This window comes from Stenotrophomonas koreensis, from assembly GCF_001431525.1.
GTDB classification, from domain to species: domain Bacteria; phylum Pseudomonadota; class Gammaproteobacteria; order Xanthomonadales; family Xanthomonadaceae; genus Stenotrophomonas; species Stenotrophomonas koreensis.
The window spans coordinates 27,932-42,047 of sequence record NZ_LDJH01000002.1 but is presented as its reverse complement, the minus strand read 5'-3'; the positions used below and the strand labels follow the sequence as shown (position 1 = coordinate 42,047).

The 14,116-nt window shown below is 66.8% G+C and carries 11 protein-coding genes; 5 read left to right on the top strand and 6 right to left on the bottom strand.

The annotated features are described in order from the left end of the window. The first annotated feature begins 22 nt into the window (after nt 1-22). Complete coding sequence (locus ABB25_RS00470) at nt 23-1,870, top strand: SLC13 family permease (RefSeq protein ID WP_057662126.1); 1,848 nt, start codon at nt 23-25, stop codon at nt 1,868-1,870. Nucleotides 1,871-1,891: 21 nt separating this feature from the next. On the opposite strand, the gene ABB25_RS00465 is transcribed toward ABB25_RS00470, so the two are convergent. Next, a complete protein-coding gene (locus ABB25_RS00465; RefSeq protein WP_057662125.1) occupies nt 1,892-2,242 on the bottom strand; it encodes a Rieske (2Fe-2S) protein in 351 nt (116 codons plus the stop codon). 168 nt (nt 2,243-2,410) lie between these two features. Here ABB25_RS00465 and ABB25_RS00460 point away from each other — a divergent pair, with 168 nt between their 5' ends. The 4 genes from ABB25_RS00460 (at nt 2,411) to ABB25_RS00445 (ending at nt 5,451) form a co-directional block, all read left to right on the top strand. Beyond that, nucleotides 2,411-2,704: a hypothetical protein gene (locus ABB25_RS00460; RefSeq protein WP_057662122.1), complete on the top strand. Its 294-nt coding sequence runs from the start codon at nt 2,411-2,413 to the stop codon at nt 2,702-2,704. A gap of 75 nt (nt 2,705-2,779) precedes the next feature. Continuing rightward, a complete protein-coding gene (locus ABB25_RS00455) occupies nt 2,780-3,484 on the top strand; it encodes a fumarylacetoacetate hydrolase family protein (RefSeq protein WP_057662119.1) in 705 nt (234 codons plus the stop codon). 60 nt (nt 3,485-3,544) lie between these two features. After that, nucleotides 3,545-3,961, top strand: coding sequence for a large-conductance mechanosensitive channel protein MscL (gene mscL, locus ABB25_RS00450; RefSeq protein WP_057662115.1), 417 nt, complete (start codon nt 3,545-3,547; stop codon nt 3,959-3,961). A 92-nt stretch (nt 3,962-4,053) separates the two neighbouring features. Next, the gene (locus ABB25_RS00445) at nt 4,054-5,451 is read left to right on the top strand and encodes a M28 family peptidase (protein WP_057662112.1); all 1,398 of its coding nucleotides are present in this window, start codon (nt 4,054-4,056) and stop codon (nt 5,449-5,451) included. Nucleotides 5,452-5,665: 214 nt separating this feature from the next. Here ABB25_RS00445 and ABB25_RS00440 read toward each other — a convergent pair whose 3' ends face one another. The 5 genes from ABB25_RS00440 to ABB25_RS00420 form a co-directional block, all read right to left on the bottom strand. Further along, nucleotides 5,666-6,538, bottom strand: coding sequence for a TrmH family RNA methyltransferase (locus tag ABB25_RS00440; RefSeq protein ID WP_425477284.1), 873 nt, complete (start codon nt 6,536-6,538; stop codon nt 5,666-5,668). Continuing rightward, nucleotides 6,519-7,958: an alanine/glycine:cation symporter family protein gene (locus ABB25_RS00435; protein ID WP_244477722.1), complete on the bottom strand. Its 1,440-nt coding sequence runs from the start codon at nt 7,956-7,958 to the stop codon at nt 6,519-6,521. Before ABB25_RS00435 ends, ABB25_RS00440 begins: the two co-directional genes overlap by 20 nt. Before the next feature lie 451 nt (nt 7,959-8,409). Continuing rightward, the gene (locus ABB25_RS00430; protein WP_057662104.1) at nt 8,410-11,535 is read right to left on the bottom strand and encodes an efflux RND transporter permease subunit; all 3,126 of its coding nucleotides are present in this window, start codon (nt 11,533-11,535) and stop codon (nt 8,410-8,412) included. Beyond that, nucleotides 11,532-12,644 (bottom strand): efflux RND transporter periplasmic adaptor subunit, encoded by a 1,113-nt coding sequence (locus tag ABB25_RS00425; RefSeq protein WP_083488025.1) that lies wholly within the window; start codon nt 12,642-12,644, stop codon nt 11,532-11,534. The genes ABB25_RS00430 and ABB25_RS00425 overlap by 4 nt, the downstream gene beginning before the upstream one ends. A gap of 370 nt (nt 12,645-13,014) precedes the next feature. Then, nucleotides 13,015-13,998: a LysR family transcriptional regulator gene (locus tag ABB25_RS00420; protein WP_057662101.1), complete on the bottom strand. Its 984-nt coding sequence runs from the start codon at nt 13,996-13,998 to the stop codon at nt 13,015-13,017. Between the last annotated feature and the right edge of the window lie 118 nt (nt 13,999-14,116).

The following is a 14,116-nucleotide window of genomic DNA, read 5'->3' as shown; positions in this document are numbered from 1 at the left end:
GCCTGCGGAGCGGACAGTGAGCATGGAACAGACCCTGACCCTGACCGATGACATGCGCCTGGTACTGGGCCTGGTCGGTTTCACGATGGCGATGTTCCTGTTCGAGCGTATCCGCGCCGATGTGGTTGCCCTGGTGGTGCTGGTGGTGCTGGGCATCACCGGCCTGATCGCGCCGGAAGAAATCTTCGGTGGTTTTTCCGGCAACGCGGTGATGAGCATCATCGCCACCACCATCCTCGGTGCCGGGCTGGACCGTACCGGCGCCCTGAACCGGCTGGCCGGCTGGCTGCAACGCCGCGCGCATGGCCGCCAGCGGCGCCTGCTCGGCCTGACCAGTGCGATTGCAGCGCTCAATTCCTCGTTCATGCAGAACCCGTCGGTGATGGCGCTGTACCTGCCGGTCGCCTCGCGCCTGGCCAGCCGCACCGCACTGAGCCTGCCGCAGCTGCTGCTGCCGGTGGCCGCGGCGATCGTGATGGGCGGGGCATTGACCATGGTCGGCAACTCGCCGCTGATCCTGCTCAATGACCTGCTGATCTCGGCCAACAACAACCTGCCCTCGGGCATGGCCACGATCGAACCGCTGACCATGTTTGCGCCACTGCCGATCGGCCTGGCGCTGGTGGCGGTGAGCCTGCTGTATTTCCGCTGGTACGGCTCGCGCCGGTTGACCCAGGAGCTGGACCAGGCCGGCAGCCAGACCACCCCGGCACGCACCGAGAGTTATTTCGCCAAGGCCTACGGCATTGAGGGCGATGTCTACGAGCTGACCGTGACCGCCGACAGCCCGCTGGTCGGCATGACCGTGGCTGATGTGGAAGGGATCTACGGCGCACCACTGCTGCTGGCACTGAAGACCGGCGACCAGACCCGGCTCTCGCCGCCGGCCGACAGCCGCATCTGGGTCGGCAGCGTGCTCGGCATGCTGGGGCCCAGCGCGGCGGTGAGCGACTTTGCACAGAACCATTTCCTGCGCCTGTCCACCCGGCTGAAGCACCTGGGTGACCTGTTCAATCCGGCCCGCGCCGGCATTTCCGAGGCGCTGGTGCCGCCGACCTCGCCGTTCATCGGCAAGACCGCCGCCCAGCTGCGCCTGCGCAAGGAGCGCGGAATGAGCCTGCTGGCGATCAACCGCGACAAGCAGGTGATCCTGCACAAGGTGCGCGATGAACCGCTGCGCGCCGGCGACATGCTGGTGTTCCATTCGATCTGGACCGACCTGGCCGCAACCGACCGCTCGCGTGAGCTGGTGGTGGTCACCGACTACCCCAAGGGCGAGCAGCGCCCGCACAAGTTCAAGATCGCGATGAGCATCTTTGCGCTGACCATCCTGATCGCGCTGTTCTCGCGCCTGCCGGTGGCGCTGACCCTGATGACCGGGGTGGCCGGGATGCTGCTCACCGGCGTGCTGCGGATGGACGAGGCGTATGCCTCGATCAACTGGAAAACCGTGTTCATGATGGCCGGGCTGATCCCACTGGGCTGGGCGATGGACTCTTCCGGCACCGCGGCGTGGATTGCCGGCCATACCATCGACCAGCTGCCGCAGGGCATCCCGGCCTGGCTGGTGGGCATTGCCCTGGCCCTGCTGACCACCGGCTTTTCGCTGGTGATCAGCCATGTCGGGGCGACCATCGTGATGGTGCCGATCGCGGTCAACCTGGCGCTGGCGGTGGACGGCAACCCGACCGCGTTTGCCTTGATCGTGGCGCTGTCGGCATCCAACAACCTGATGACCGGTTCCAACCCGATCATTTCGATGATCACCGGCCCGGCCAACTACACCCCGCGCCAGCTCTGGCGCGTCGGCGGGCCGTTGTCGCTGCTGTATACCGTGGTCACGGTAACGATGATCTTCCTGGTCTTCTAGGCGGCTTCAGCGCAGGCCGCTTCAGCAGCTGCCACCCAGCAGCACCTGGCCATCGGCCAGCTGCACCGGCAGGGCCTTCAGCGACTGCCCACGGCACGGGCCTGCGGTACAGACGCCGGCCTGCAGTTCAAAGGTGGCACCGTGCACCGGGCAGACCAGCTCGCCGCCGGCACTGAGCAGGAACTGCCCGGGCGCATAATCCAGCCGCCGGCCGGCATGCGGGCACAGGTTCAGCCATGCCTGGACCTGGCCGCCACGACGCAGCAGCAGCACCGATTCCAGCTCCCCGGCAAGGCTCAGCTCGCGCTCGACCAGTTGGCCCTCGGGCAACTGGTCAATGGCAGCCACAACGGTGGTCGGCAACAGGTTCATGGCGGCGTCTCACAGGCTCAAAGCCGGCCATTGTTGCACAGCGACGCGGTTGCCCGGGTGGCACCGGGGCCGCTGGAAATCGCGGCCGGTTTAATGATTCCTTCACTCTTGATCGCCCCTTCACCCGGATACTCGCAGGCAGCTGTAATCCACTGCGAGGGGCGTTTTGTGCGCAACCCATACGTTTATCTGAACAATTTCCGCGCTGTATTTACCCCGCGCAAGCCGCGCAACCCGTTGCTGCGCCTGGGTCTGGGCCTGCTTGGCCTGGTGATCCTGGCCGGCCTGCTGGTGGTGGGCCTGTTTGTCGGTGCCGCCATGCTGCTGGCCGGGCTGGCCATGAAGCTGCTGGCCCCACGCCGGGCCGCTGCCCGCAGCAGCCGTTCCAGCCACCACGACAGCACCGTGGTCGATGCCCAGTACACCGTCGTCTCGCGCCAGGCCATCGACGCGCCGCGCTGATCCCCTGCCCTGCGGCCAAGGGACGGCCGCACCCTTCAGGTAAACTGCAGCCTGCTTTCATTGCCGCTGCCGTCCATGACCGACCTGATCCCGACTCCCGTTCAACCGCGCCTTGCCGTACGCGGTGGTGGCACCTTCCCGGTGCGTCGCATCTATTGCGTGGGCCGCAATTTTGCCGATCACGCCCGCGAGATGGGCGCCACTCCCGCCGATGCCGCCGCACGTGGCCGGCCGATGTTCTTCACCAAGCCGGCCGATGCCATCATGCCGGGCAATGACGGCCCGGTGCCCTACCCCAGCGCGACCACCAACCTGCACCATGAAGTGGAACTGGTGGTTGCCCTGGGCAAGGACGCCGCACCCGGCGTGGTGCCGGTGGCGCAGGCGCAGGACCTGGTGCTGGCCTATGGCGTCGGCCTGGACCTGACCCGCCGCGACCTGCAGGCCGAGGCCAAGGCCAAGGGCGCCCCGTGGGACATCGCCAAGGGCTTTGATCACTCCGCACCGATCAGCGAGCTGGTGCTGGCCAGCGCGGTCGGCGAGCTTGGCAGCCGCCACATCCGGCTGGAGGTCAACGGCCAGCTGCGCCAGCACAGCCAGCTGGACAACATGATCTGGAACGTGGCCGAGATCATCCACGAGCTGTCCCAGCTGTTCGCCCTCAAGGCCGGTGACCTGATCATGATGGGCACCCCGGCCGGGGTGGCCGCGCTGCAGCCGGGCGATGTCTTCCGGGCCAGCATCGATGGCATCGGCCAGCGTTGCGGCCAGATCGTCTGAACGTGCTTTAATCGGCCCTGTCTTACCCCGCCTTCATCCCCAACCATCAGGAGTGTGCCGATGGGCATGATCAGTGAGTTCAAGGAATTTGCCATGCGTGGCAACGTCATCGACCTGGCCGTCGGTGTGGTCATCGGCGCCGCGTTCGGCAAGATCGTCACCGCGCTGGTGGAAAAGGTGATCATGCCGCCGATCGGCCTGCTGATCGGCAAGGTCGACTTTTCCGAGCTGAAATGGACCCTGGCCGAGGCGCAGCTGGCCGCCGATGGCAGCGAACTGGCGCCGGCCGTGGTCATCGGCTACGGCGAGTTCATCAACACCATCATCCAGTTCGTGATCGTGGCCTTTGCCATCTTCCTGCTGATCAAGGCGCTGAACAGGCTGGCACGCAAGAAGGCCGAAGCGCCGGCTGCCCCGGCGGCGCCGAGCGAGGAAGTACTGCTGCTGCGCGAGATCCGCGACAACCTGAAAAAGTAAGGCGCACTGGGCCAGCTACGACTTCCGGCAGGCTGTAGCAATGGGGCCATCAGCGCTAGGCTGTTGGTCCCGTTTGCTTATCAGGTAGTGCCATGCGTGTTCTGGCGGTTGCGGTTTCGGCGTTGCTGGCCTGTGCGGGCGCACAGGCGCAGACCCTCATTCCACCGGCGGCGATCCAGACCGCGGTGCAACTGCGCGAGCAGGCCCTGGCCGACCGCACCGGCTGGCAGGTGGTCGAGTCGCTGACCACCGAGGTCGGCCCGCGCATGGCCGGCAGCGAGGCCGATGCGCGCGCGGTGGCCTGGGCCGAGGAAAAGTTCGTCCAGCTCGGCTTTGACCGGGTCTGGACCGAGCCGGTGACCTTCCCCAAGTGGGAGCGGCGCAGTGAGTCGGCCCGGGTGGTCGGCGCCTTTGCCCAGCCATTGCAGATCACCGCGCTGGGCGGCAGCCCTGGCGGGCAGATCGAGGCCGAGGTGGTGCGCTTTGCCGACCTGGCCGCGCTGCAGGCCGCACCGGCCGGCTCGCTGGCCGGCAAGATCGCCTTTGTCGATTACAGGATGCTCGCCGCCCGCGACGGCAGTGGCTATGGCCCGGGCAGCGCGGTGCGCTCCAAGGGGCCGTCGGAGGCAATCCGCAAGGGTGCAATCGGCTTTGTGATGCGCTCGGCCGGCACCGACTCGCACCGGGTGCCGCATACCGGCATCACCCGCTTCGACGAAGGCCTGACCCCGATCCCGGCCGCCGCGCTGTCCGTGCCCGATGCCGACCAGCTCAGCCGGCTGCTGGAGCGCGGCCCGGTGCAGCTGGCCCTGGCGCTGGATTGTGGCTGGGACGGGCAGTACACCTCGCACAATGTGATCGGCGAGATCACCGGCAGCCAGCGCCCGGAGGAAGTGGTGGTGATCGGTGGCCACCTGGATTCCTGGGACCTGGGCACCGGCGCGGTCGATGACGGTGCCGGGGTGGCCATCACCATGGCCGCCGGGCATCTGATCGGCAAGCTGCCCACTGCGCCGAAGCGCACGATCCGCGTGGTCGCCTTTGCCAACGAGGAACAGGGGCTGTGGGGTGGCAAGGTCTATGCCGCCAACCGCGCCGGCGCCGGCGAGCTGGAACGCCAGGTCATCGCCGCCGAAAGTGACTTCGGTGCCGGACGCATCTATGCCTTCAACACCGGCTCGCCGGATCCGGCCGGCTCGCGTGCGGCCACCGCGCAGATCGCCGAAGTCCTCGCCCCGCTGGGTATCGAACTGGCCGCGGACAAGGGCGGCCCGGGCCCGGACATCAGCCCGCTGGCTGCCATTGGCGGCGCCTGGGGCTGGCTGGCGCAGGACGGCAGCGACTACTTCCACCTGCACCACACCGCCGACGACACCCTGGACAAGATCGACCCGGCCGCGCTGGCCCAGAACGTGGCCGCCTACACCGTGTTCGCCTGGCTGGCCGCGCAGGCCGAGGGTGATTTCGGCACCACGCCGAAGAACCCCTGATGACGCCGGGCAGGCGTGCACCACACGCCCTGCCCTGCCAGACAGCCACGCGTTCCTCGCTCCTCGCTCCTCTCTTCTCGCTCCTCTCTTCTCGCTCCTCTCTTCTCGTTCCTCTCTTCTCGTACCTCTTTCCTCGCTCCTCGCTCCTCGCTCCTGGCTGAAACGACAAAGGCGCCTTGCGGCGCCTTTGTCGTATCCGGGACAACGGAGCGGATCAGCCCTGCCGTGCCCGCCAGCGGGCCAGCAGCACCGCCGTGGCCGAGGCCACGTTGAGGCTCTCCACCGCACCGCTGCCCGGGATCGACACCCGGCTGTCACACTGCGCGGCCAGGTCGCGGTCCATGCCCGCTCCTTCGGCGCCCATGACATAGACCAGGCGCTGCGGCAGTTCGGCCTTGAACAGGTCATCACCGCCACTGACCAGGGTGGCCGCCAGATGGAAACCGGCATCGCGCAGCTGCGCCAGCGCCTGCGGCGTGGACGGCAGACGCACCAGTGGCACCGCCTCGGCCCCGCCTTCGGCCACCCGCGCCGCGGCGCCGGACAGCGCCAGCTTGCTGTGCGCCGGCAGCAGGATCGCCGAGACCCCGAAATGGGCCGCACTGCGCAGGATCGCCCCGAGGTTGTGCGGGTTGCCGACTCCATCCAGCCACAGCGCCAGCGCCGGGCCGGACGACTGCGCCGACAGCCAGGCCGCCAGCGCGGCCGGCTCATGCCGGACCACATCGGCCACCACGCCTTCATGGTGGGTGGTGGCGGCCAGCTTGTTCAGGTCGCCCTCGCCAACCACGCGGTAACCCACACGGTTGGCCACGCACCACTTCAGCAGCGGCTGCAGCCGCGGAATCTGCGCCTCGAGCAGATACAGCTTGCGCAGATCCTGCGGCCGCCGGGCAAACATCCCCAGCACCGCATTGACCCCGTACAGACGCAGCTCGTTGTCACCACGGGCAACCGGCGCCTGTTCGCCTGCTACCGCCGGTGACGGCGTGGCACGCGGCGGACGCGAGGAAGGACGACGGTTGTTCCAGGGGTTGCTGCTCACTGCTGCTCCAGACGATCTGCAATTAACGTTTGTGCCAGAAATCGGCGTTCTTGATGCCCAGCGCGACCGGATCAAACACCGGATCCAGGCCCAGCTTGCGCTGACGCTCGTAATCGGCAAGGGCCAGCATCGCCGGTTTCTGGATGATCAGGATCGCGATGACGTTGATCCAGGCCATCAGGCCGACACCGATGTCGCCCAGCGTCCAGGCCAGTTTGGCGTCATGGTACGCGCCAAACACCACAATACCCATCACCCCCAGCCGCAACAGGGTCAGCCACAGCTTGCCCGGGCGGTTGCCGGTGACGTAGTTGAGGTTGGTTTCGGCCATGTAGTAATAGGCCATGATCGTGGTGAAGGCGAAGAAGAACAGCGCAATGGCCACAAACGCCGCGCCCATGCCCGGGGCCACCGAGTCGAAGGCGGCCTGGGTCATCACCGCGCCCTGGTCCGGGGCCACGCCCGGCAGCTGCTCATAGATGGTCACCAGCTTCTCGGTGCCGTTCTCGGTGACCCGCTGGAACACGTTGTAGATGCCGGTGGACAGCAGCAGGAAGGCGGTGGAGGTGCACACCAGCATGGTGTCGAAATAGATCGCAAAGGCCTGCACATAGCCCTGCTTGGCCGGGTGGCTGACCTCGGCGGCGGCGGCAGCGTGCGGGCCCGAGCCCTGGCCGGCTTCGTTGGCATAGATGCCGCGCTTGACGCCCCAGGCAATCGCCTGGCCGATCACGCCACCAAACAGGGCATGTGCACCGAAAGCGCTGGAGAAGATGTCGGCAAACATCGTCGGCACCTTGGAGGCATTGAGGATCATCACCACCACCGCGGTGCCGATGAAGGCCAGGGCCATGAACGGCACCACCACTTCAGCAAAGCTGGCGATGCGCTTGACCCCGCCGAAGATGATGACCGCCAGCAGTGCGGCGACCACGATGCCGATGGTCAGCTTCATCCCAGCCACACCACCGACCGAAGCACAGGCATCGGCGCCCTTGCACAGCACGGCGGTGGCCGAGTCGGCAATCGCATTGGCCTGCACGCCCGGCAGCAGCAGACCGGCGGCGACGATGGTGGCAATGGCAAAGGCCATGGCGTACCACTTCAGGCCCATCGCCTTTTCGATGTAGTAGGCCGGGCCGCCGCGGTAACGGCCATCGGCATCCTTGGTCTTGTAGATCTGCGCCAGGGTGCATTCCACATACGAGGTGGCGGCACCGAGAAAGCCCATCACCCACATCCAGAAGATCGCACCCGGGCCGCCATAGGCAATGGCGGTGGCCACACCGGCAATGTTGCCGATACCCATGCGCCCGGCCATCGACATCGCCAGCGCCTGGAAGGAGGACACCCCGGCTTCGGATTTCTGCCCGGTTACGGTCAGCCGGCACATTTCGGTAAACCCGCGCAGCTGCATGAAGCGCGTGCGCAGGCTGAACCACAGACCGGCGGCCAGACACATGCCAATCAGCGCGTCAGACCAGATGACCGCATTGATGCTCTCGACAATTTTTTCCACTTCAACTCCCGGGCAAACCTGATTTAGGGGTGCCCGGCAAGCAGGCCACTGGATTTTGAACCAATTATGACTGGCTGCGAAGGGCAAGCCGGCTATTTTCTACACGGATTTTCCAAGTGAGTGCGCCGCTGCCGCGCTTCTGGCGCACAGGGCCTCCCCGCCAGCGCACAAGCATCGCGGCCACGGCCGCTCCCACAGAGAATGGCCAGCTTTTTATGGGAGCGCGGCTGCGCGCGATCCTCCCGGCCACGGTCGCCGCTACAGGAGCCAGAGCATCGCGACCAAGGTCGCTCCCACAAAAGCAACGTCAATGCCCGCCTGATCAAGGCAGTTGGCTCCCGCAGAGGCTGGCGGCCTTCTTTGTGGGAGCGCGGCTGCGAGCGAGGCTGCCGGCTCAGGCATGGCCACCGACCTCGGGGGTGTCCTGCTGCTGCCGGGCCAGTTCACGGGCAATGGTTTCCGGCGACTGCGTATACGGGGCCAGCAGGCGATAGAACGCCGGCACCACGAACAGCGACAACAGGGTGGACACCACCACACCGAAGATCACCACCACGCCGATGGTGGAACGGCTGGCCGAACCGGGGCCGCCAGCCACCACCAGCGGGATGGCACCGACCGCGGTGGCGATGGAGGTCATCAGGATCGGGCGCAGGCGCACCCGGCTGGACTCGACGATCGCCCGGTGCACGCTCAGGCCCTCATCGCGCAGCTGGTTGGCGAACTCGACGATCAGGATGCCGTTCTTGGCCGCCAGGCCGACCAGCATCACGATGCCGATCTGGCTGAACAGGTTCAACGTGCCACCACTGACATACAGGCCCAGCAGCGCACCCAGCACACCCAGCGGCACGGTGAGCATGATCACCAGCGGGTGGATGAAGCTTTCAAACTGCGCCGCCAGCACCAGGTAAACCACCAGCAGGGCCATCGCAAAAGTCAGGATCACCGCCGCACCGGAGTTCTGGTATTCGCGCGATTCGCCCTTCCAGTCGATCTGGGCGTAATCGGGCAGTTCCTCACGCGCGGTCTGCTCGGCCCAGGCAATCACCTCGCCCAGGGTGTAGCCATCGGCCACATTGGCGCTGATGGTGATCGAACGCAGCCGGTTGAAGCGGTTCAGCGAACCGGGCTCGGCCACTTCGCTCAGGGTCACCAGGTTGGACAGCGGCACCAGCTCGCCACTGCTGGCGCGCACCCGGATCGCCGCCAGGTCATCCGGGCTGGCCCGGCCCTCGCGGTTGGCCTGCACCACCACGTCGTATTCCTCGCCGTTGTCGACGAAGGTGGTGACCCGGCGCGAACCCATCAGGGTTTCCAGCGCCGAGCCGATCGCGGTCACCGGCACCCCGAGGTCGGCCGCACGCTGGCGGTCGATGTTCACCCGCATCTGCGGCCGGGTTTCCTTGTAATCGGAATCGGCGCCGACCAGGCCGGGGTAATCGGCCATGCGCAGCAGCAGACGGTCGCGCCATTGCGCGATCTCGGCGTAATCCGGGCCACCGAGCACGATCTGGAACGGCTGGCCGAAGCTGCGCACCAGGCCGCCGCCGACCATCGTGCGCACGCGCACGCCGGTGAGCACGTCCAGTTCCTTCTGCACCTGGGCGGCCACCTCGCGGGTGGTTTCGCTGCGTTCGCGCCAGGGCTGCAGGAACACCGACATCCGCGCGGTGTGCATTTCCTCGCTGGCACCGAAACCGCCAGGCACACGCGGGTTGGCCCGCGCCACCGGTTTGTCATCGCCAATCAGCGGCGCCAGCAGGGCTTCGGCCTGCTGAACCTGGGCCACGGTGTAATCAAAACCGGCGCCTTCCGGGCCGTCGATCATCACCTGGAACGAGCCGCGGTCTTCGGCCGGTGCCAGCTCCGAAGGCAGCCGCGCATGCAGCCACCAGATCGCCACCAGGCTTAGGATCGCCACGGCGGCAAATACCCAGATCCGCGCCACATGCCGGTCCAGCACGGCGGCATAACCGCGGCTCAGGCCATCCAGGCGGGTATCGATCCACAGGTTGAGGCGGTTCTTCTTGACCTGCGCATGCGGCTTGAGCAGCTTGGAGGCCATCATCGGGGTCAGGGTCAGGGCGACAAAGGCCGACAGCGCCACCGCCGCGGCCAGCGCCACGGCCAGCTCGCGGAACAGCCGGCCGGTATTGCCTTCCAGGAAACCCACCGGCAGGAACACCGCCACCAGCACCGCGGTGGTGGCGATCACCGCAAACGCCACCTGCGCGGTGCCGCGCTGCGAGGCCACCAGCGGCGGTTCGCCCAGGTCGATGCGCCGCTGCACGTTTTCCACCACGACGATGGCGTCATCGACCACCAGGCCGATGGCCAGCACCATCGCCAGCAGGGTCAGCAGGTTGATGGAGAAATCAAACGCATACAGCGCGATGAAGCTGGCCACCAGACACACCGGTACCGTCACCGCCGGGATCAGCGCCGCGCGGAAAGAGCCCAGGAACAGCCAGATCACCACCAGCACCAGCGCCATCGCCTCCAGCAGGGTCCAGTAGACCCGCTCGACCGCCGCATCGATGAAGGTGGTGTTGTCGAAGGCGACGAAGATCTGGGTGCCTTCGGGCAGGGTCGCGGCGATGCGCTCGGCCTCGGCACGGGTGGCGCGGGCCACGTCCAGCGCGTTGGCGGTGGAGGTCTTGACCACGCCCAGGCCGACGTTGTTCTCGCCATTGGAGCGGAAGTAGGCACGGCGCTCGGCACTGGCCAGCTCGACCCGGGCCACATCGCCCAGGCGCACCACATAGCCATCGTCCCCCTTGCCCAGCGGGATCGAGGCAAAGTCCTCGGGTTTGACGTAGTTGCGCTCCACCCGCAGGGTGAAGTCACGGTCGGCCGATTCAATCCGTCCGGCCGGCAGCTCGACGTTCTCGCTGCGCAGCGCGCTTTCCACATCACCGGTGGTCAGCCCACGCGCGGCCAGCTGGTCGCCATCGAGCCAGATCCGCATCGCATAGCGCTGGCGGCCGCCCACCCGCACCTGGGCCACACCGTCAATGCTGGAGAAACGGTCCACCACGTAACGGTCGGCGTAATCGCTCAGCTGCATCGTGTCCATCACGCTGGAGGACATGTTGAACCAGATGATCGGGTCGGCGTCGCTCTCGACCTTGGCGATTTCCGGCGCTTCGGCCTCGTCCGGGAGGCGGTCGACCACCCGTGACACCGCATCGCGCACGTCGTTGGCGGCCGCTTCGATATCGCGGGTGGCATTGAACTCGATCGAGACCGAGGCGCGGCCATTGACGCTGCGCGCGTTGATCGTATCGATGCCCTCGATGCCGGCCAGCGCATCCTCCAGCACCTGGGTGATGCGGCTTTCCACCACCGCTGCCGAGGCACCGGTATAGCTCACGCTGACCGAGACGATCGGCGGGTCAATGGCCGGCAACTCGCGCAGGGTCAGGCGCGAGAACGCCATCACCCCGAGCACCAGCAGCAACAGGCTCATGACCAGCGCAAACACCGGGCGCTGGATCGAGACGTCAGACAGCCTCATTGCCGGGTCCCTTCAACGGCCTGCGACGCGGGGCGGTCATCCTGGCCAGGCGTGGCCGGCATGCGCTGGGTATCGGCAGTCGGTGCCACCTTCTGCCCCGGGCGCACCTTGCCGGTGCCATCGACAATGATGCGGTCGCCCAGCCCCAGGCCCTCGGTGATCTCCACCACGCCGGCACGGCGTGCGCCGGTGCGCACCTTCAGCTGCTCGACGGTGTCCTCGGCGCTGAGCCGGTAGACAAACGAATCACGCCCGACCTGGGTCACCGCGATTTCCGGGATCACCATGGCCTGGCGCTGCGGCCGGTAGATGCGCACCTCCACCAGCATGCCCGGGCGCAGCGCGCGGTCGGGGTTGGGGAAATCGGCGCGTACGGTCACCGCACGGGTGGCCGCATCGACGCGGGCATCGATGGTGCTGACCACGCCTTCAAATTCGCGTCCCGGGTAAGCGACATTGCCGCCAACCACGCGGTCGCCCGGGTTGATCGAGGCCAGGTCGGCCTCGGGCACCTGGAAATCCACATATACCCGGCTGATGTCATCCAGCGTGGCGATCACGGTATTGGGCGTGACCAGCGAACCGGGGCTGACCTGGCGGATGCCAAGCACGCCTTCAAACGGCGCGCGCACGCGGCGATCACCGATTTCCGCTTCGACTTCGCGCATGCGTGCCGCCGCGCCATCACGGATCGCACGCTGGTTGTCCAACGTGGCGGTGGCCACCAGCTTCTGCGCGGCCAGCTCGGCCTGGCGGCGGTACAGCTGGTCGGCCTCGGCGAAGGTGGCCCGGGCCTGGGCCAGTGCCGCCTGCTGGGCCTCGCCACGCAGGGTCACCAGCGGCGCCCCCTTGGCCACGCTCTGGCCGCTGTCAAAATGCACCTGCTCCACCAGCTCGCTGACCTTGGCGGTGACGGTGACAGATTCCCGTGCCTTGGCCGTGCCCAGCGCCTGCAGGGTGTCATTCCAGGGCGACAGGCTGACCTGCCCGGTGGTCACCGGCACCGGCGCTGACGCGCCCCGCCCATTGCCCGGTTTGTCCTCTGCGCACCCGGACAACAACAACAGCATTACCGAGCTGGCGGCTAGGGCGAGACGACGTGGGGACATGGGTACTTCCAGGAATGATTCTCAACTTTGCATTCTAGGCATGTCACGGTGACATTCCGATGTGCCGATGGTTGGGCGGGAGGCGAGAGGCGAGGAAGGAGGGAAGAGAAGTGAGTAACGAGAAGGAGCGATCAGCCGCCTCACTCCTGCCCCTCTTGACCTTGTTTCAAAGCTTGGAAGGAAATAGGAGAACAGAGTGTTCTGCTGGGTCAGACACTGCCCTGGCTTCTACTCGCTACTCGCTACTCACTCATCTTCCCTCTCTCCTCGCTTCACAGCCTGAAAGGAAAGAGGAAAGAGAGGGACTCGGACGGGTCAGAACGCGCCCTGCCTCTACTCGTTCCTCACTCCTCTGCCCTCGTTTCTCGCTTCAAAGCGTGATCGGCTGGCTCAGGGTGGTCCAGTCCGGCGGGGTGGGCCAGTTTGGCGCCTGATTGCCTTCCAGCACCCGGCGCAGGTCGCGCACATCGATCTGCGGTGCCAGGGCGTGGACCAGGTCCAGCGCGTAATCGCGCAGCACCCGGTCGCGTGGCAGCACCGCCCAGGTGATGCAATCGGCCACCTGCGGCGGTGCCCCCCAGGCGCGCAGGTCGGCATCGGCCGCCGAGACCGCCATTTCCGCCAGCAGCCCCACGCCCAGCCCGGCCCGCACATAGGTCTTGATCAAGTCCGCATCCAGCGCGGTCAGGGTCAGGTCCGGCTGCAGCCCGGCCGTGGCAAAGGCCCGCTGCAGCGAGGAACCGGGGCGGATCGAGGATTCGTAGGAAATCAGCGGAAAGCCGGCCAGCTCGGCCAGGCTCGGCGCGTGGCCGGGGCGGTCCAGCGCATGTCCGCGCGGCACCAGTACCAGCCGCCGCCAGCGGAACAGCGGCACCGCCAGGCCGGCACTGGGCGGCTCGCCGGTGGTGCTGACCACGGCGATATCCGCCTCGCCCTGGCTGAACAGGCTCAGGGCATCGGTTTCGGCCGCCTGCTGCAGGTGCACGCTGACCTGCGGGTAGCGGGTCTTGACCTGCGCCACCGCCGGCGGCAGCACAAACCGGGCCTGGGTATGGGTCGTGGTCAACACCAGCTGGCCCTGGCTTTCGCGGCGCTGGTTGGCGGCATAGGTGCGGATGTTGTTGGCCTCGGCCAGCACCCGCCGGGCGCGCGTGATCACTTCGGCGCCGGCCGGGGTCACCGCATCCAGGCTGCGTCCGCGGCGCACGAACAACAAAAAGCCCAGCTCATCCTCCAGCTGCTTGAGCTGCTTGGACAGCCCCGGCTGGGTTGCATGCACCCGGCTGGCGGCCAGGGTGATGTTCAATTCCGCATCGGCGATGGCTACCAGATAACGCAGCTGGGTCAGGGTCATGACAAAACGGCATGGCACAGGGGGAAGCCACGACTGTAGAGCAGTCATGCCGGGCTGTTAATAACCAAATGGAATAAGTGATTGGCATAAGGCCATTTCCCTCCGGCATAAGCCCGGG

What these genes read in the sequence shown, in the direction of transcription:
- ABB25_RS00470 (WP_057662126.1), top strand. Translation starts at nt 23, where the DNA reads ATGGAACAGACCCTGACCCTGACCGATGACATGCGCCTGGTACTGGGC.
- ABB25_RS00465 (WP_057662125.1), bottom strand. Translation starts at nt 2,242, where the DNA reads ATGAACCTGTTGCCGACCACCGTTGTGGCTGCCATTGACCAGTTGCCC.
- ABB25_RS00455 (WP_057662119.1), top strand. Translation starts at nt 2,780, where the DNA reads ATGACCGACCTGATCCCGACTCCCGTTCAACCGCGCCTTGCCGTACGC.
- mscL (WP_057662115.1), top strand. Translation starts at nt 3,545, where the DNA reads ATGGGCATGATCAGTGAGTTCAAGGAATTTGCCATGCGTGGCAACGTC.
- ABB25_RS00445 (WP_057662112.1), top strand. Translation starts at nt 4,054, where the DNA reads ATGCGTGTTCTGGCGGTTGCGGTTTCGGCGTTGCTGGCCTGTGCGGGC.
- ABB25_RS00435 (WP_244477722.1), bottom strand. Translation starts at nt 7,958, where the DNA reads ATGTGTCTGGCCGCCGGTCTGTGGTTCAGCCTGCGCACGCGCTTCATG.
- ABB25_RS00430 (WP_057662104.1), bottom strand. Translation starts at nt 11,535, where the DNA reads ATGAGGCTGTCTGACGTCTCGATCCAGCGCCCGGTGTTTGCGCTGGTC.
- ABB25_RS00425 (WP_083488025.1), bottom strand. Translation starts at nt 12,644, where the DNA reads ATGTCCCCACGTCGTCTCGCCCTAGCCGCCAGCTCGGTAATGCTGTTG.
- ABB25_RS00420 (WP_057662101.1), bottom strand. Translation starts at nt 13,998, where the DNA reads ATGACCCTGACCCAGCTGCGTTATCTGGTAGCCATCGCCGATGCGGAA.